The sequence below is a fragment of the Acinetobacter sp. Res13-Abat-PEC15-P4-01 genome (assembly GCF_015676285.1).
In the GTDB taxonomy this organism is placed as follows: Bacteria; Pseudomonadota; Gammaproteobacteria; order Pseudomonadales; family Moraxellaceae; genus Acinetobacter; species Acinetobacter nematophilus.
This window is the reverse complement of record NZ_JADAIN010000038.1, coordinates 76,301-94,423: the sequence shown is the minus strand read 5'-3', so window position 1 is coordinate 94,423 and position 18,123 is coordinate 76,301. Positions and strand designations below refer to the sequence as shown.

The following is an 18,123-nucleotide window of genomic DNA, read 5'->3' as shown; positions in this document are numbered from 1 at the left end:
TGATCTTCGCCCTTATGACTACATGGCGGTTTTTTATGGGTTATCGCGCTCGCTGCGATAAAATATAGCTATTCATCGACCTGTGCCAAGGTGATTTTTTGATCGCTTTTCGCATAGAGAATCACGATCACAAAACAGATCAATGGCAGTACGTAGGCAATATGGGTCCCGTAGTGATCAGCCAATTTCCCCATGAAAAATGGCATGATGGCCCCGCCGACAATCGCCATGATCATAAATGAGCTGCCAATTTTTGTTTTAGACCCTAAATTTTTTACTCCCATCGCAAAAATGGTTGGGAACATAATCGACATAAAGAAGAAGATCCCAATCGCTGCAATCACTGAAATATATTGAGCACCAGTTAAAATCAGCAAACATAATGCACTGTTAATCACGGCATAAATCAACAACAAATGATTCGCAGAAATTTTCGACATGATGCCCGTACTGACAAATCGTCCGATGAGGAATGCAAGCATAGCGATCGACAAGAAATATGCACCTTGTTGGCTTGAACTCTGTGGCCAAGTCTCAACCACCAAGTTGATGAAAAATGCACCTACACCCACCTGCGCTGCGACATAGAAAAACAGTGTGATGACACCAAATTTAAATTCTGAGTGTGACCACATCGACGCATTGTTATTTTGAAGATTTGCAGCATCCAGTTTCGCCTCATTTTCACGCAGATCAGGCAGCTTGGCTTTAGCAAAAAATACAATCAAAACAATGACGATTGCAGCAATACCGACATAGGTATAGGTTACAGCATCAAAACTTGCAGCACTGTCACCTTCTACTGAGTTAAAGAAAAATAAGCCGCCGATTAATGGACCAAAGAATTGCCCCAGGCCATTAAACGATTGAGATAGATTGAGCCGTTGTTCAGCAGTCGAAGGATGTCCCAACGCTGATGAATAAGGATTGGCGGCCGTTTCCAAACAGCCTAGTCCCAAAGCAAGCACAAATAATGCAAATAAGAAAAAGCCAAATGTCATCATATTTGCAGCAGGGACAAAAAGGAGCGCCCCGATTGCATAAAGGGAAAGACCGAGAATAATCCCCGCTTTATAGCCTCTTTTTTCGATAAATAACCCTGCTGGTAAAGCAATCACAAAATAGGCGCCAAAATACGCAGCCTGAATCAACCCGGATTGGGCTTTAGAGATATGTAAAGCTTCCTGAAAATGTTTATTTAAAACATCGACCAAACCATACGACAATCCCCACATAAAAAAGAGTGTCGTAACCAATATCAACCCCATCCTAAATTGGGGTTCTGTAATTTTTGCTTTCATGATTGAATTCCTTATCTCATTCAGATTATTGTTTTAGATCAAATATTTTTTCCATTTCGATCCATTTTTCACCACGTTTTGCACTGCCTAACACTTGTTGGTATTGCGACATCAAATGTTCCCACTCAAGATTTTTGGGCTCTGAATCTGCAATACTTTTTGCATGGTTGGGGTCATAGTCGTCTGTGGTATCCATGATCATAAAAAGACGATTTTCGACTTGCCAAATCTGCATATCCAATACGCCCCGATTACGAATATTGGTGATAATTTCGGGCCATACTTGTTGATGATACTGCTGATATTGTTGAATCTTTTCAGCATCATCCACGAGGTCTAAAGCCAAACAATAGCGTTTCATCTTCCACTCCATTTTGTGGCATTTCGGTCTTAGTCTGGATCTAAAGCTCGATCTAAATGGGTATAACCGCCATCGACAAATAAAAGCTGTCCTGTAGTATGTGAAGAGCGATCAGACAGTAAAAATACCGTGGTATCTGCAATTTCATTGACCGTCGTCATACGATGACCAAACGGAATATTTCGGGTAATTTGTGCTAACTTTTGGTTTGGATTGTCAAAGCTATCCACCCAACGCTGATAAAGCGGTGTCATGACCTCAGCAGGTAAAACCGCATTGACCCTCACCCCGTCATCTTTAAATTGCGCAGCCCATTCTCGTGTTAAGGCCAGTCGCCCACCATTTGCTGCTGCATAACCACTGGTATGCCCTTGCCCTGTAACTGCGACTTTAGAGCCAATATTGACGATGCTGCCTCTGCTCTGTTTAAGATGCGGTATACAAAAGTGAGCCATGGTAAAATAATGAATCAGGTTTTTATCTAAAGACTGTTTAAACGCTTCAATACTGTCTTCAAGTCCAACATTGTCATTTATTCCAGCGTTGTTGACCAAGCCATCCAGATGCCCATATAAATCAATCACCTCCTGAATTTTTTCTTGACAGGCCTTTTCATCAGTCAAGTCCAGTTGATGAAAGGAATAGTTTGCTTGTATTTCCTGTAAAGAAGCTTCAAATGCAGCACTCAGTGCTGAACGACCAAAAATGGCAACGGTAGCCCCTTCTTGTGCAAGCAGGAGAGAAATCGCTCCTCCAATTCCAGCTCCCCCACCTGTAACAATAAAGACTTTATTTTTAAGGTGTAAATCCATCTTGCTGCTCTCCTATATTTAAAAATCTTTTAAATCTCATAGCTTATATAAGCGTTTAGGTGTATCCGTTTCGACTTGTTTACGTTCCGAGGCACTCCAGTTGCGTGTCCATTCATCCCAAAATGCCAACAATGTTTCATAACGATGTGTCGCCAGAGACACGGGCCAGTCCGCCCCCCAAAGTAAGCGTTCAGGACCAAAGAGCTCTAATGCAGTATCAAGATAAGCTTGGAAATCCTGTGCTTTGCAGTGTGCGCCCGCCTCTGTCACCAAACCTGAAATTTTGCAGTTTACATGCGCTAACCCTGCTAACTCTCTCATCCTCTTTTTCCACACATTAAAACCATCACTGGAATACATCTGGGGTTTGGCTAAATGATCAATCACAAGCGCATATTGATCATGTCGTTGGGAAAATTTTACGGCTGCATGCAAATCTTTCTGATGAATTAAAACCCCATAAAGCAACTCAGCTTGCTGAATTTTTTCTACACCGACATTAAATTGATGATTGTTCAACATATAGGCGGTTGGATCAGGCTCATCTTGAATCATGTGGCGAAAGCCTTTTATCCGCTTATTTTGTTTGAATTTTTCCAGCTGCATCTGTACATCTTTTTCAAAATCAAACCATGCCACAATGCCTTTGATGATAGAATGTTGTTCTGCAAGTCCATTCAGATATTCATTTTCTTGCCAAGACGGTCGTGCCTGAACAGCAATTAACCCCTCTATTTTGGCAGGTAATTGTGGCAACAGATCTTCAGGTGACATATCTTTGGCAATAACACTTAAATCACCCGTCATCCAAGGGAATTCAATTGAATTGTATTTCCAAAAATGAATATGGCTATCAATCACTTATATACTCCTTGTGGCTTTATGCACGTTCATTCTTTCCAGACTGGATGAACTTTAAAAATCATCCCTAAAAACTCATCCACGATAAAACCACAAATCATCTCTATTTACTTTGTGAATCATGCCTTGTCATACTAGAGTCTAAATATCGTCTATCAGGCTGATCTCACAGTATTTGCCATGCGATATCCCTTGAGCACGAATAACTTTTTTGATCAAAGAAATCAGCGAATCAACCCTTAAATCTATATTTCTCAATAGATGCTTGTTTCATTTCAATTGAAAAACCTGCGAGCTTTGGAGGCATATAGGCTGCATTTTGAATCACACAGGGGTCGATAAAGTGCTCATGCAAATGGTCCACATATTCAGTGACACGATCTTCTTTAGACGCTGAAAACCATAAGTAATCAATCATGGAAAGATGCTGCACATATTCACACAAACCGACCCCACCTGCATGTGGACAGACTTTGAGTTTGTATTTTGCGGCCATCAACAATACTGCAAGCACTTCATTGATTCCCCCCATGCGACAAGCATCAATCTGAACAATATCAATCGCTTCACGCATAATGAATTGTTTAAACATGATACGATTCTGGCACATTTCACCTGTCGCCACTTGAATCGGCTGAATCGCAAATCGGATTGCACGATGTGCTTCGACATCATCGGGAGATGTCGGTTCTTCAATAAACCATGGGTTTGAAAATGCCAGCTGTTTCACCCAGTCAATGGCTTGTTCACGTTCCCAAATCTGGTTGGCATCAATCATCAAATGACGATCAGGTCCAATGATTTCACGCGCAATCTTGACACGACGTTTATCTTCATCAACATCGCGACCCACTTTTAATTTGATATAGTTAAAGCCTTCATCTACCGCCTCTTGGCAAAGTCGCGCAAGCTTTTCATCACTATATCCCAACCATCCTGCTGAGGTGGTATAGCAAGGATAACCTTCTGCAAGTAAAGTTTTCTCACGTTGTGCTTTACCGATTTCATTCGACTTTAATAAGTCCAACGCTTCATCCGGCGTAATACAATCGGTTAAATAACGAAAATCAATACAGTTCACTAACTGTTCAGGGGTCATATCTGCAACCAGTTTCCACACTGGTTTAGCTTCACTTTTTGCCCACAAATCCCAAATTGCATTCACTACTGCGCCAGTCGCGAGATGCATCGCGCCTTTGTCTGGACCAATCCAACGCAGTTGACTATCTGAAGTTAAATGTCGCCACATTAGCGCAGGATTTTTCTTGATCTCATCAATATCCAAATCTACCACCAGATGGCGCATCGCTTCGATTGCTGCACAGCAAATTTCATTACCACGACCAATGGTAAATGTGAGACCATGTCCAGTCAGCGCAGGATGATCGGTTTTTAAGATGACATATGCAGCTGAATAATCTGGATCTGGATTCATCGCATCTGAACCATCCAATTGCTGCGAGGTAGGGAAACGAATATCCAGTACTTCTAAATCCGTTATCTTTAACATTCCTATTCCTTTTTAAATGCTGAGCTTTTTTTAAAGACAAGCCTTCCTAAGACATCGACGTTGAATGCCTTTTTGAGTTACTTAAAAATTAAATCTATCGAGATAAAGCTGGCTTATTCAGCATTCACAACTTTTTGTTGTTGCTCGCCCAAGCCCTCAATACCTAACCGCATCACTTGCCCTGCTTTTAAATACACAGGGGGTTTTTGCCCAAGTCCTACTCCTGGTGGCGTGCCTGTAGAAATCACATCACCAGCCTGTAAACTCATAAACTGACTTAAATAGCTCACAATAGTCGGTATATCAAAAATCATGGTATTGGTATTGCCATCCTGATAGCGGTGACCATCCACTTCCAACCAGATGTTTAAATGATGCGGATCTTCGATTTCATCCTTGGTGACGAGCCATGGACCTGTTGGACCAAAAGTGTCGCAACCTTTGCCTTTGTCCCAAGTCCCTGTGCCTTCAAGTTGGAATGTGCGTTCAGAAACATCATTGATCACACAGTATCCTGCAACATAATCCATTGCCTGCTCTTTAGTGATATAACGCCCATCTTTGCCAATCACGACCCCCAATTCAACTTCCCAGTCTGTCTTAGATGAATTTTTTGGAATTTCCACATCATCATTTGGTCCAACCACTGCACTGGTCCATTTATTGAAAACTACTGGTTCGGCAGGCACTTCAGCACCTGTTTCTGCGGCATGATCAGAATAATTCAAGCCGATACAGATAAATTTACCGATGTTACCCACACATGCGCCAAGACGGACACCCTCGGCAACCAGCGGCAAACTCGATACCTCCAGATTGCGAATTTTTTCCAATTCTGTTGCGATCACTTGCCCATTGATATCCTGCACCACTGAAGACAAATCACGAATTTGTCCATGTTGGTCCAATGTCCCTGGCTTTTCCTGCCCTTTAATGCCATATCTTAATAACTTCATTGTTCTGTCCTAGATCTTTTCAAATTTTAATTTGACCAACCACCATCGATCATGTTGATGGTCCCGGTAGTAAATGCAGATTCATCACTGGCGAGATAGAGAGCCAATGCTGCTATTTCTTCTGCTTTACCAACTCTTCCCATCGGTTGACGAGCAACGAACTGGGCATAAACTTCATCGATGGTTTTATTCTGTTCCTTTGCTTGAGTTTCAATACGATCATGTAAGGATGGAGAGTCTACAGTTCCCGGACAGATCGCATTGCAACGAATTCCCTGACCAATAAAATCTGCTGCAATAGATTTGGTCATACCAATGACAGCAGCTTTCGTCACGCTGTAAGAAAAACGGTTCGGCACACCTTTAATACTGGAAGCTGCTGATGACATATTGATAATCGAGGCATTCGCTCTTTTCAGCATTGTGGGTAAGAAAGCTTGAATCATGTGGTACATCGAATCAACATTCATCGTAAAAGCACGTTGCCACTGTATTTCATCGCATTCTAGGATTGAACCTGCTGGAACCCAGCCTGCACAATTAAACAGCACATCGACTTGCTGATATTTTTTAGAAAATTCAATAATTTGATGACGATTGGTGATATCTAGATATTCCACTTGAATATTGTCGGAATGACTCTTGAGTTCTTCAAGCAGTTCTAAATTAATATCCGTTGCAATGACCTTTGCACCTTCCTTGGCAAAGCTTAATGCAGTGGCTCTACCAATTCCCTGAGCAGCCGCTGTAATCACACACGTTTTATTTATCAATCTCATTCCTTCGTCCCTGCTTTTTACTTTATACTATGGTAAATGCTAAATTGACTAGACCAATTAATTGGTCTAGTCAATTTAATGGATCAAACATGTTTTGGCAAGACCAATTTTTGTAAAAGTTAAAATTTATGACTCAGACTCGTCTCTATCAAAATATCTTCAATAAAATTCAAGAGGATATAAAAAATGGAATTTATCAGGTAGGTTCCAAGTTACCGCCTGAACGAGACCTTGCGCAGCAGTTAGGGGTAAGTCGTACCTCAGTGCGTGAAGCAATCATTGCACTTGAAGTCAATGGAATTGTTGAAGTGAAACTTGGAAGCGGTGTCTACGTCATTAAGGATCAACAAGATCAGGGTTTAGAACAAACGGGGTTCAATACCAATATTCATCCTTTATTGATTCCTCATTTAAAAGAAGATTCAGCAGTTACACCCTTTGAAGTTTTAGAAGCACGTCTGCACATTGAACCCTATCTCGCAGAACTGGCAGCAAAGCATCGGACTGATGAGCAATTAGAAGAGATTAAAGAAGCATTTTTTATGAATGTTCGAGATAATTTAGAACATTCCAGCGAGCATATTGGTGATCGTTTATTCCATATTCGTATTGCTGAAGCGAGCCAGAACAGTGCTTTTTGTTTTTTTCTCAAATACTTGCTAGGAAAACAATATACCGAGCTGTTCAGTCGTATGCGAAGTCTATACACCCCTGAAGATATGCCTTTAAGATCTCAGCATGAACATCAGGAAATCATGGCCGCGATCCAGAGTCAAGATGGGGATGCGGCGTATAAAGCCATGCAGAAACATCTACAGAATGTGATCAATATCTTTTCAAGAAAGGTTTAATTCAAGCACTGATTATTTGTTCAGAAGCGTATTTGCGATGGCTAAATCGTTCTTTAAAACAGAAAACACTAGCGAAATATTGATTCATGATATTTGAAAAAACTGCATGGAATCAGTAAAAGTAAAGCAATCAAATATTTCGCTAACACATACGGAGGGACTGTTCACGATCAATAAACAGAGCCGTATGGATCAATGACTGTAGTTTTAGACCACTTCTGATACATGACTCCATTCAATTTAAGTTTTTTTTATGACCTTGAAAAGAATAACTGAAAATACATGATTTCCTCAAATCACTCTAAAATGCTGTAACGAATGCTTCCCATATAAGAATAATGATTATGTTGCAAACTCTTTGAAAAAAACTACGTTTAAATCAAATCCTGAATCAAGGTACTTTTTCTAAAAACCGTCATCCATGGCATACCCGAATCGAAAAAATTAAATGTGTCTAGCTAGTCCGCCATCCACCCGGATATTTTGCCCAGTGATATAGCCTGCATCCGTTGATGCTAAAAAAGCCACAACGGATGCAACTTCTTGAGTATATCCATAACGCTTCATTGGCACGCTCTCGAGTCTATCTGCGACTGTAGGTAAGCTGTCAATCCAGCCACACAAGATATTATTCATTCTAATATTACGGGAGGCATAAGTATCTGAAAAAATCTTGGTGTATGCTGCAAGTCCCGCCCTAAACACTGCTGATGCGGGAAAACCTTGATAAGGTTCTAATGCAGCTATAGAGGAAAAGTTGATGATTGAACCTGATTCCTGCATCTCCATTATCGGTACAACCAGTCTCGTAGCACGTATAACATTCATCAGATAAATGTCCATACCCGCATGCCAATCTTCGTTTGAGAGTTCTAATATCTGCCCTCTTGGTCCATGACCACCACTGTTTACAAGTACATCGATACGTCCCCAGGTCGAAGTGACCTGATCAACAAATTGTTTTAAATCTTGATCAGACTGATTAGACCCAGTAAATCCAATCCCACCCAACTCCATTGCAAGCTTTTCACCTTTGCCTGATGATGAAAGAATCGCGATATTATAGCCATCGTTCGCTAAACGTTTTGCAGCTGCGGCACCTAATCCACTTCCACCTGCTGTGATTATCGCTACTTTCTGTTCTGACATCATTGAACTCCTGATCATGGATGAGTATGGTTATATCTGTGGTTATACATTTAAGTTATAGACGTGGTTTAAAAATCGCGACTGTTTTTGCATGGCATCGAATTTATTCAAATGGTCTGTTCATTGAACAAATTCGAGTATATTGAAAAAATGAATAGAATAAGCATTTGCTATCCTCAGCTGATTTTTCTCAAATAATTCATTGATTAAATAATTTAAAGCTGCCTTTAACTTGGCGTTTTGTTCCTTTAAATCACACTTGCCTTAACTCCATAGAACTCAAAACATCCAACCCTTCATAAAAAAATATGAAAACACTATAAATAAAAATTAAACAATGTTGTGTTATAGAAATATTAACTTTCAGCTAAGTTATTGTTTAGTTAAAAAACATGTTAATCATCTATTTAAAATACGGACGTTCAAATGCAGGATTTGAACTTTGCACATAGATATGCTTATCTGCACATGAAGGATATCAACTCATTCTAATTTATAATTATGCATCAATCTTGTTTCTGCATCCTGGAAAATAATATTAAATAGTTATATATGAGTTTATCGTTTTAGAACAAACAAAAGCTGAGTTTTGCTGCGCTATCCACAAGTGCATCCCCCCCTCTAACTAAACTATATGCCGTCCTATCAATACCAGAGTCTCGTTTGAAATCTACTCCCCCGTTTATGATCAAAATATTTTTGAGGGGGATAGGGTTCAATAAACTTGTATCAAAAAATAAAAAAGTGTTTGAAATTTAACTATGATTGAGTATAAATATGTATATACAAGTAAATACATATTCATTTATGGACAGGCGTCTCTCAAAAATCTTGACTTACACAGTGTAAGCATGTGGTGCTCTCAGTAAGCACTCGAAGATTTAAAACACGGCGTCAGGCAGTAAATTCAAATAATGAAAAGCGATGGAAATGCTTTTCTTATGGAATTTCAAAAAGAAAATACATCAACGCTCATATGCAAAAAGCAACGTATCAGGATGAAACGATGAATATTCAATTAGGCGACAATATTGATATCAATACCTTTATTCAAATTGCACGCTTTAAGACCCCAATCGAATTCTCAGAGAACTATGTTGCAAGAGTAAAAAAATCACGTGCTGTCCTCGAAGATATGATGACACGTGACGAACCAATGTATGGGATCACAACAGGATTTGGTTCCCTATGTTCAGAAAAAATATCACAACAACAGACAGCAGAATTACAAGAAAATTTAATTTTATCTCATGCCGTTTCTGTGGGGGAGCCATTAAATGAAGAACAGGCTCGTGCCTGTATGCTGATGATTCTACAAAACTTAGGTCAGGGTTATAGTGGTGTACGTTTTGAAGTACTGGATCAAATTCGTCAATTTTTAAACTTAAATTTAATCCCATGGATGCCGAAAGAAGGCTCTGTTGGCTATTTGGCTCCTGAAGCACATTTGGCACTTACACTAACAGGACGAGGGCAGCTTTATAAAAATGGAGAATTGCGTTCGGCTCAAGAAGTTTTGGCTGAAGAAAATATCACTTCTGTTAAACTGCAAGCCAAAGAAGGCTTAGCATTAATTTCTGGCACAACTTCAACCACCGCACTTGCAGCATTAGCATTGTATGATCTGCAAAATGCAGCCAAATCTGCTGATATTATTGCAGCTTTAAGCCTGGAATCCCTTGAAGGAATTCTAATCGCCTTTGATGAGCGTGTGATGAATGTACGACCTCATCCTGAACAAGCAAAAACAGCATCTAATATTCGACGTTTGCTTAAAAATTCAGAACTAGCTCAATCAAGACATCCTACAAAATTACAAGATGCACTTTCACTCAGGTGCATACCGCAACTTCATGGCGCTGTAAAAAAAGTTTTGAATGATGCATTGCTGACCATCGAAATTGAAATGAACGCTTGTTGCGACAATCCTATTGTTTGGCATGATCACAACCACCAAGAAATCATTTCTGCCTGTAATCCAGACTCATCCTATGTTGGTTTAGCAATGGATACAGCCGCAATTGCCGCAACAAATTTAGCAAAAATGTCTGAGCGCAGAAATAACCGTTTAATTGATGGAAGTCTTTCGGGGTTTTCATATTTTCTGATTCAAAAACCTGGCTTAAACTCAGGATTAATGATTCCACAATATACACAGGCAGGGCTTTTAAATGACATGCGCATTTTATCCCACCCTGCAACAATTGATAATACACCGACATGTGGCAACCAAGAAGATTATGTCGCAATGGGCTACAATGCTGCCAAAAAAGCACTATCGGTTGCCGAAAAGTTAGAATATATTCTGGCCATTGAACTATTATCAGGTTATTACGCTGATCAGTTCTTACCCAAAAATAAAAAACGAAGTCCTGCCATGCAAGCCGTTATCTCTGGGTTAAAAAAGCGTATCAAAATCTCAGACCAAGATACTTACTTATATAGCTTTATCAATGAAATCAAAGGAATGATCCATGATGGCATACTTTTAAAAATGATCGAACATGAAATTGAAAAATTAGATTAAATAGCAATGACGTTTAAATTTTATAAATCTAAACGTCATTTTTATTCTGTTTTCAATCTGAAGTCTAGCATTACAACTCATTTCATTTGATCCATTTATTCATTAAATTTGGATACAAACCCATTCAATCACATTATTTTAATTCCATTAAAAAACATTGGGTTAATATGCAATTCATAGTTGTATATACATGCTAAAACAGGTAAGGTTTAATTCGAGCAAAAAACAATCGCCACATGGATGAACAAATGGCATGTGCTGCGCTTATTTCCACCACATACATAAGGATGAGTATATGGAAGGTGTTTCAAAAGAGGTAAAGACCGTACGTTTGGGGGTTTTCATTCCCTTATTCTTATTAATTTCTTCCGCAGTTGTTTTAGGCATTTCACATAGCAAATCTCTCATCGATCTAACCAAAGATTTCTTTAATTGGTCATTACAAAATTTTGGTTGGCTATATCAATGGATTTCAATGATTTCATTGATCTTGGTTGGCATCTTGTTGGTATCACGTTATGGACATATCCGTATCGGAGGAAAAGACGCCAAAGCAAGTACCAGTTTTGGAAGATGGTTTGCAATGGCACTGAGCAGTGGTGTTGCGACAGGATTAATTACTTATGGTGTTAATGAACCGATTATTTATTTTGGTAATATCTATGGAGAACTCAACCAGGTTGGTGTTGAACCACTTACACATGGTGCAGCGATTTGGAGTCTTGGTCGGGTATTCTACAATTGGGGTTTTATTCCTTATTCAATGTATACATTATCAGGTTTGATCGCTGCGTATATGTATTACAACAAGAAAAAGGGCTTATCTGTTGCAGCAACTCTGGAACCATTACTGGGAAAATACGCACAGAATCGGATTATTGCAGATTTCATTGATGTCCTCGCAACGATGGCGATTGTTTTAAGCCTGGCATCAGGCTTGGGTACAGGTTTAACTGTTGTTGTGACAGGGCTCAAAGTCGCTTATGGGTATCATGCCACCACGATTCTATGGGTATTCCTTGGTGCATTGACCACCTTTTTATTTACCTTTTCTTCTTATCTGGGTTTAGACAAAGGTTTTAAAATCTTAGCGAGCATTAAATCCAAAGTTTTATATTTCTTGCTGATTCTTTTATTCATTACAGGACCTACATTTTACATTCTTCGATCATCCACCGCAGGCATGGCAATTTGGTTAGACAACTTCTTTCTCTGGGGGCTTGATCCAATTGATATTGGCGGTCCTGCCTTAACACAATGGTGGACTTTATTCGATTGGGCAGTATGGGTTGCTTATGCGCCATTGATGGGAATGTTCCTCGCGCTGATTGCATATGGTCGTACTTTAAAAGAATTCATTATCGTCAACTGGATTCTACCTTCTTGCTTTGCCCTCATCTGGTTTTCAGTTTGGGGTGGCACATCACTTTACTTACAACAAAGTGGCGCATTAGATTTAGTTCAAATCATTAAAGACAATGGTGCAGTTTCTGGACTATGGGCTTTCTTACAACACCTTCCATTTAAATTAGGTATTGTCATTGTACCGCTGATCCTTGTTTTAACATTGTTTTCTTCAGCCGTGGCTGCAAACAGCATCACCACCACAATTGCAGGTATGTGCAGCAAGAATGTACCTATTGGTGAAGAAGCTCCATCGTATCAACGTATTATCTGGGGTGTACTGATTGGTTCAATTGCAATCATCATGAGTGCATTCGGCGGTGGTAGCCAAGGGATTGATGGCATTAAATATTTAGCGGTTTGTGGCGGCTTCTGTGTGCTGTTTATTTTTATGCTGCAACTGCTTGCAATTATTAAAACCTTTTTTTATGACAAACCTGTTGAGTAACAAGCGACTCCCCCTCCCGATTAAACTGGATTTAGTCGGGAAAATTGCACTGAAAATTAAAAATACAATTTAAAAAAACTCGATTTATTAAGTAGATATGTCTTGTCATTTAAAGGCATATCCAACATATTTAAGGACGAAATATGCCAACTTTATTCAATACATCAGCATGGATGAGCTGTGCTTTACCGACGCAAACATTTCAATTTAAAACTTTTTCTGCCCTATTCTTGCTTTGTACATGCACACTGATGAGTACGCCGAGTGATGCTGATGAAATAGCGGATAACACTCAAAGCGTCCAAAACCGTATAGAACTTGGCAGAGCTGTACGTATGCGCTTTGATTATGATCCAGATCGAGATATCCGGAAGTTAAGTTTTGATACTGCCATAGTCAACCTTGATTTTTAGGTGGCGCATATCCCTATGACTATACCCAGCATATTGGCGATATTAACTTCACTAAAAAAGCCTATCTTGAATATGCGGTAGATTCACGGCAATCCGTTCAAGTCGGTTTGAATCAAGTTCCTATTGGTCTTCAGCCCTATTACACCAGTACCATTATTGAGTCGCTGGCTTATATCGCAGGAATTGAAGATTTATATCGTGTCGGCGCCAAATATCATTATAAACAAGACCGTTACGAAATTTATGCGGCTTACTATGCAAGCAATCCCTGGAAAGGGAAAGGAACAAGTCAGGGTACCTACTATTCCAATCAAATCATTCCTGCCGATGAAAACCTAGACAATGGTACATCTTATAAAGAACAAGATGCTTTGGCTTTACAGCTTAACTATTCTCAACAGTATGAAAATTGGTCATCCAACTATGGGGTCTCTGGATACTATTCTCGGTTAAAGTCAAAACTGGCTGAAGATAAAGATGGGTATAGAGAAATCTACGCTTTGCACTATGGTATAAATAAAGATCGCCTAGGGCTGAAGTTCGTCAGCTTGTTCAATCATATTGATACTCCCTATGATCAGACTACTTTTGGCGCCTATGATGGAACCTTCAATGTCGCCAATAAAGGCATACTCTACAGTTTAGATTTAAACTACAAAATCCCCGCATTTAATATAAATGATGTTAATGATTTCAATGTATATATGCATTACAGCCTATATGACAAATCAAAAAAAGCATTTTTAGATTCCAGCCAATTGGTATTCGGTTCAGCATTTACCTATAAGAAAAATCTATATATTGCAGCCGAATGGTTATTTGGAAAAAATAGTCCGTATATCGGCGGAAGTAGTTATAGCCAGAGTCTTGCAGCAGGTGGAAGCAACCAGTGGGAAAATCAAGTCAATGTTAATATTGGTTATTATTTTTAAGTTTATATAATGAGAGAGTTATGGGGAAGAGACATGATACTCCATATGCAAGAATTGGAACCTAATAAAAAATCATCTTTTCTTCATAATTTTCAAAATCTTGAAAATATGCTGTGACAATCCGTATCTAAATACAGGCTTTAATTCTATATGGCGACTATTTGCTCATTGTTCTACTGTTAAATACTCCTCACTTTTTCTAAGACAAACAGCATTCGTTTTCTTCAGGCGATCTTCTTATTCAAGGTACCATTTTATTTTATCAGTTTGGTAAAACAGATAACTCTTTAATGAGTATAAATAAATCATTTTCTACTTCTCTAAAATATTCCCCAGCAACAAACTGTTAATTTATTTTACAAACGCTATCTTTGGGGATCACTATTGATTTTAAAATAAAGTACGTATAATCCATTCTTCGTTTTTTTATTTTTTTCAGGTTTACTTTATGTCTGAGCTCCAATCTCTAACGCCTCGTATTTCGGTTGCCCCGATGATGGATTGGACAACAAAATTATAAATAACAATAAAAATCAAAATATTAAGATTAAAAAAATTAATTTCGGTGTAAAATTGGTGTAGAGTTTTCTAATAGATAACTTTTAATCAATCGCTCTTTTGAATATAAAAAACACCTCTTCAGATGCTAACAACCTCATGAATTATCCACAATTATGTCCTAGCTTTCAAAAGTCCTTACTACTCTATATAAATCTTGATACAATTTAATTTCTATTTTTCCAACCAAAAACTATGATCATTTCTATTTTTTCAACCCCAAAATATGTATTATAAATAAACGATAATTTATTAGAGCTAACTTGATGCAACCATTATACTTAACAATTGATGATCCACTTCACGCCCAAAATAGATTAAAGGAAGTGTTTAACTGTGACTCGAAAGTGTTACTTGGAGTTATAGAAGATGGTTTTTCCGCTAGAAACGAAACAACGGGCAATCACCCTAAAATTTATGGCGGCTATAGACATTTTGCTGAAGGAACAGCTTTTCTAAGAGAGCGATTATTGTCTAAAGGTTATTCAAAATATACTCAAGGTAACTCTGAATGGGTCCGTAATGAAAAGTTAGGCATTTTAATTAGCTTTATGGCAGGAAATGCGTGTGTTGGATTGAAGGGACAAGTTCCATCTAATACAGACAGTTTAAAAATAGAAAAAGTTGCTAGGAACAGAAACCCTAAAGGAAGCATGTTTTCAAGAATTGCCAATGCCCAATTACATGGTGATATGTTAACTGTACATTCAGCTATAGATACGTGGTGTTGGGTTTTGATGTACTATATTGATTATAAAAATAAAATTATTAGAAGTGAGCTATCATGTCCATCAAAGCTTACTGATAACGGTAAATTCTTTGCCGAATATCATGAAAGAATTATTCTAAAAGAAATTAGTTTCGATCCTGAGTCTGAATTTGATAGTATTCGTTCCCCTGCACCAACTTCGCCGTCGATTGACTTTGAAATCAGACGCAAAAATGCTTAAGAGGCAACATTATGTTTAATATGGGTCGTTTCGATCTCGCTCGTCAACGTCGAGGTTTGACTAAGAGAGATTTGGCTCATCGTTTAAAAGTAACCGATAGAACTGTTTCAAACTGGTATAACAACCAAGAGATTGATGAAAAAACTTTAGAAAAAGCGGCTGAGATTCTTGATTTTCCCCTCAGCTTCTTTTATGGAAATGACGTAGAGAAGATTCAAGCAGAATCCGTAAGCTTTAGAGCTCTCAGTAAAATGACAGCTAAAAAAAGAGATATGGCAATCAGCCAAACTATTTTAGCTGAAATGATAAGTGATTGGATTGATCAAAATTTTGAGTTACCTCATCCGAATGTACCCGACTTGCATGAATTAAGAAGTGACTTTTCTATAGCCACTATTGAATCAATCGATGAAGCCAATGAAGGTGAAATCAATTTTTATCTTGAATATTCTTACCCTGAAGCATGTGCAGATACTGTAAGAAAAGCTTGGGGGTTAGGTGAACAACCAATTCCAAATTTGATTGCACTTTTGGAATCAAAAGGTATTCGGGTTTTTTCTCTTACAGACGAAGCACAAGACGTAGATGCATGTTGTAGATGGACAAGTGGTCGCCCATTTATCTTTCTCAATACATCAAGGACTGCCGAAAGATGTCGATTTGACTTAGCACATGAGCTAGGCCATTTAGTTATGCATAAGCACGGAATAATTGAGGGTATCCACGTAGAACAAGAAGCAAATGCTTTTGCTTCTGCATTTTTAATGCCACGTAGAAGCCTACTTGCAGATCCATTAAGAATCCCATCGTTAAAAAGTATTTTATCGAAAAAAGAGATTTGGCAAGTTTCTGCTGCTGCTTTAACTTATCGTTATAATAAGCTAGGAATTATTACAGATTGGAATGCCACAAGTATTTATAAACAATTAGCTCAAAGGGGGCGAAATAATGAGCCTAACCCGATTAGTCATGAATCCTCTCTTTTACTCGATAAGGTTTTTCAAGCATTAGCTCAAGAAAACTTTGATCTGTCTAAACTAACAAATGATCTATGTCTCAATCTAGTCGAGGTTAGCAACCTTACCTTTAATCTAGTATCTAAATATCAAAATTTAGAGGCTCTAAGGCGCCGAAGTCAATTGACAGTTTTGGACTAAAATTTATTTAAAAAGAGAACTTCTATAGTTCTCTTTTTTTATTACTACAAAATTATAGTCATTACAGAAAGCTTCAAACTAGAAATAAACATACTAAATTTTTCTGCTCCCTCAATTAATTAAACACTCTCGTTCATCTTAATATCTTTTCTAATATAAGAAATCGGTTCTTCATATTTGTATCCACCTTAAATAAATGTTACATATTCAACAAATAAGTTGAGTATACAACATGAAAATATCATTACTCATATCCTCTCTGCCTACACAGAACACATCTACACGTATGAGAGTATGGCGTTCTCTTAAAGCAAGTGGAGCCGCAATCCTTAGAGATGGTGTGTATTTGCTTCCTATTTCTCATAGCGAGAAATTTGATCCTATTGCAAGTGACGTTATTTCAGAGCAAGGCTCTGCGTATGTATTCCATGCGGAGCAACCTTTAAACCTTGAATTAGCTCCTTTCTTCAGTCGAAAAGAAGAATACGATGTCCTCTATAAACAACTCTCTGAGTTAAGAGATCGTGAGTCTAAAGATGAAAAGAAAGAGCTGCTCAAGCAAATCCGTAAATTAAGAAAAAGTATCGATGCACTCGTAGAAATTGACTATTACCCCGATGAGACTCAAGCACAGGTACTAAATGAACTTTCTGCTCTAGAGCTTTCAATAGCACGTCTTGGTGAAGTGAATGAGCCTCAAGCGATACAAGCACATATTCAACTTTTAGATATAAATAGTTATCAAAACAAAGTATGGGCAACTCGTAAAAGACCTTGGATTGATCGCCTAGCCTCTGCATGGCTAATCAAGACTTTTATTGATTCAACTCCTACATTTATTTGGTTAGAAACACCAAGTGAATGTCCAGAAGAAGCTTTAGGATTCGATTTCGATGGTGCAACTTTCAGTCACATCGATCACTGGGTGACCTTTGAGGTTCTTATACACAGTTTTAATTTAGAAACACCCGCGCTAAAGAAAATTGCTGAAATTGTTCATTACCTAGATGTAGGGGGAATTGAGCCTCCCGAAGCGGTAGGTATTGAAAAAGTCATTCAAGGTGTTCGCAGTCAGATAAGTGATGATGATCAACTATTTGCATTATCGAATCATATTTTCGATGGCTTATATGCCAACCTATCAAGAGAATAAT

At 38.4% G+C, this 18,123-nt stretch carries 16 protein-coding genes; 8 read left to right on the top strand and 8 right to left on the bottom strand.

The window, feature by feature from the left end; all coding sequences use genetic code 11:
- Positions 1 to 68: 68 nt before the first annotated feature.
- From fucP to IMO47_RS14525, 7 genes are all read right to left on the bottom strand, one after another.
- A complete protein-coding gene (gene fucP / locus IMO47_RS14555) occupies positions 69 to 1,301 on the bottom strand; it encodes an L-fucose:H+ symporter permease (protein WP_196075185.1) in 1,233 nt (410 codons plus the stop codon).
- A 25-nt stretch (positions 1,302 to 1,326) separates the two neighbouring features.
- Positions 1,327 to 1,662 (bottom strand): L-rhamnose mutarotase, encoded by a 336-nt coding sequence (locus IMO47_RS14550; protein ID WP_196075184.1) that lies wholly within the window; start codon positions 1,660 to 1,662, stop codon positions 1,327 to 1,329.
- A gap of 29 nt (positions 1,663 to 1,691) precedes the next feature.
- Complete coding sequence (locus IMO47_RS14545; protein ID WP_196075183.1) at positions 1,692 to 2,474, bottom strand: SDR family oxidoreductase; 783 nt, start codon at positions 2,472 to 2,474, stop codon at positions 1,692 to 1,694.
- Between the two features lie 36 nt (positions 2,475 to 2,510).
- On the bottom strand, positions 2,511 to 3,335 hold the full coding sequence (locus tag IMO47_RS14540; protein WP_196075182.1) for an amidohydrolase family protein: 825 nt from the start codon (positions 3,333 to 3,335) through the stop codon (positions 2,511 to 2,513).
- Positions 3,336 to 3,567: 232 nt separating this feature from the next.
- Positions 3,568 to 4,845 carry an L-fuconate dehydratase gene (locus IMO47_RS14535; protein WP_196075181.1) on the bottom strand — a complete coding sequence of 426 codons (1,278 nt, stop codon included), beginning with the start codon at positions 4,843 to 4,845 and terminating at the stop codon, positions 3,568 to 3,570.
- Positions 4,846 to 4,958: 113 nt separating this feature from the next.
- Positions 4,959 to 5,801, bottom strand: a complete 843-nt coding sequence (locus IMO47_RS14530; RefSeq protein ID WP_196075180.1) for a fumarylacetoacetate hydrolase family protein — start codon at positions 5,799 to 5,801, stop codon at positions 4,959 to 4,961.
- 26 nt (positions 5,802 to 5,827) lie between these two features.
- Positions 5,828 to 6,580 (bottom strand): SDR family oxidoreductase, encoded by a 753-nt coding sequence (locus tag IMO47_RS14525; RefSeq protein ID WP_196075179.1) that lies wholly within the window; start codon positions 6,578 to 6,580, stop codon positions 5,828 to 5,830.
- 128 nt (positions 6,581 to 6,708) lie between these two features.
- On the opposite strand from IMO47_RS14525, the gene IMO47_RS14520 reads away from it, so the two are divergent.
- Complete coding sequence (locus IMO47_RS14520) at positions 6,709 to 7,431, top strand: FadR/GntR family transcriptional regulator (protein WP_196075178.1); 723 nt, start codon at positions 6,709 to 6,711, stop codon at positions 7,429 to 7,431.
- 444 nt (positions 7,432 to 7,875) lie between these two features.
- Here the strand turns inward: IMO47_RS14520 and IMO47_RS14515 are convergent, their stop codons facing one another.
- On the bottom strand, positions 7,876 to 8,580 hold the full coding sequence (locus tag IMO47_RS14515; RefSeq protein ID WP_196075177.1) for an SDR family oxidoreductase: 705 nt from the start codon (positions 8,578 to 8,580) through the stop codon (positions 7,876 to 7,878).
- Positions 8,581 to 9,586: 1,006 nt separating this feature from the next.
- On the opposite strand from IMO47_RS14515, the gene IMO47_RS14510 reads away from it, so the two are divergent.
- From IMO47_RS14510 to IMO47_RS14485, 7 genes are all read left to right on the top strand, one after another.
- A complete protein-coding gene (locus tag IMO47_RS14510) occupies positions 9,587 to 11,107 on the top strand; it encodes an aromatic amino acid ammonia-lyase (RefSeq protein WP_196075760.1) in 1,521 nt (506 codons plus the stop codon).
- 295 nt (positions 11,108 to 11,402) lie between these two features.
- Positions 11,403 to 12,959, top strand: a complete 1,557-nt coding sequence (locus tag IMO47_RS14505; RefSeq protein WP_196075761.1) for a BCCT family transporter — start codon at positions 11,403 to 11,405, stop codon at positions 12,957 to 12,959.
- Positions 12,960 to 13,102: 143 nt separating this feature from the next.
- The gene (locus IMO47_RS19715; protein ID WP_227552250.1) at positions 13,103 to 13,372 is read left to right on the top strand and encodes a hypothetical protein; all 270 of its coding nucleotides are present in this window, start codon (positions 13,103 to 13,105) and stop codon (positions 13,370 to 13,372) included.
- 107 nt (positions 13,373 to 13,479) lie between these two features.
- Positions 13,480 to 14,304, top strand: a complete 825-nt coding sequence (locus IMO47_RS14500) for a hypothetical protein (RefSeq protein WP_227552251.1) — start codon at positions 13,480 to 13,482, stop codon at positions 14,302 to 14,304.
- An 824-nt stretch (positions 14,305 to 15,128) separates the two neighbouring features.
- Entirely contained in the window at positions 15,129 to 15,812 is a 684-nt protein-coding gene (locus IMO47_RS14495; RefSeq protein WP_101237090.1) for a hypothetical protein, read from the top strand.
- 11 nt (positions 15,813 to 15,823) lie between these two features.
- Complete coding sequence (locus tag IMO47_RS14490) at positions 15,824 to 16,969, top strand: XRE family transcriptional regulator (protein WP_101237089.1); 1,146 nt, start codon at positions 15,824 to 15,826, stop codon at positions 16,967 to 16,969.
- Positions 16,970 to 17,201: 232 nt separating this feature from the next.
- Positions 17,202 to 18,122, top strand: a complete 921-nt coding sequence (locus IMO47_RS14485) for a chromate resistance protein ChrB domain-containing protein (RefSeq protein ID WP_190977869.1) — start codon at positions 17,202 to 17,204, stop codon at positions 18,120 to 18,122.
- Position 18,123: the final 1 nt, after the last annotated feature.

Coding starts and splice junctions, on each gene's coding strand:
- fucP (WP_196075185.1), bottom strand. CDS start 1,301: ATGAAAGCAAAAATTACAGAACCCCAATTTAGGATGGGGTTGATATTG.
- IMO47_RS14550 (WP_196075184.1), bottom strand. CDS start 1,662: ATGAAACGCTATTGTTTGGCTTTAGACCTCGTGGATGATGCTGAAAAG.
- IMO47_RS14545 (WP_196075183.1), bottom strand. CDS start 2,474: ATGGATTTACACCTTAAAAATAAAGTCTTTATTGTTACAGGTGGGGGA.
- IMO47_RS14535 (WP_196075181.1), bottom strand. CDS start 4,845: ATGTTAAAGATAACGGATTTAGAAGTACTGGATATTCGTTTCCCTACC.
- IMO47_RS14530 (WP_196075180.1), bottom strand. CDS start 5,801: ATGAAGTTATTAAGATATGGCATTAAAGGGCAGGAAAAGCCAGGGACA.
- IMO47_RS14525 (WP_196075179.1), bottom strand. CDS start 6,580: ATGAGATTGATAAATAAAACGTGTGTGATTACAGCGGCTGCTCAGGGA.
- IMO47_RS14520 (WP_196075178.1), top strand. CDS start 6,709: ATGACTCAGACTCGTCTCTATCAAAATATCTTCAATAAAATTCAAGAG.
- IMO47_RS14515 (WP_196075177.1), bottom strand. CDS start 8,580: ATGTCAGAACAGAAAGTAGCGATAATCACAGCAGGTGGAAGTGGATTA.
- IMO47_RS14510 (WP_196075760.1), top strand. CDS start 9,587: ATGAATATTCAATTAGGCGACAATATTGATATCAATACCTTTATTCAA.
- IMO47_RS14505 (WP_196075761.1), top strand. CDS start 11,403: ATGGAAGGTGTTTCAAAAGAGGTAAAGACCGTACGTTTGGGGGTTTTC.
- IMO47_RS19715 (WP_227552250.1), top strand. CDS start 13,103: ATGCCAACTTTATTCAATACATCAGCATGGATGAGCTGTGCTTTACCG.
- IMO47_RS14495 (WP_101237090.1), top strand. CDS start 15,129: ATGCAACCATTATACTTAACAATTGATGATCCACTTCACGCCCAAAAT.
- IMO47_RS14490 (WP_101237089.1), top strand. CDS start 15,824: ATGTTTAATATGGGTCGTTTCGATCTCGCTCGTCAACGTCGAGGTTTG.
- IMO47_RS14485 (WP_190977869.1), top strand. CDS start 17,202: ATGAAAATATCATTACTCATATCCTCTCTGCCTACACAGAACACATCT.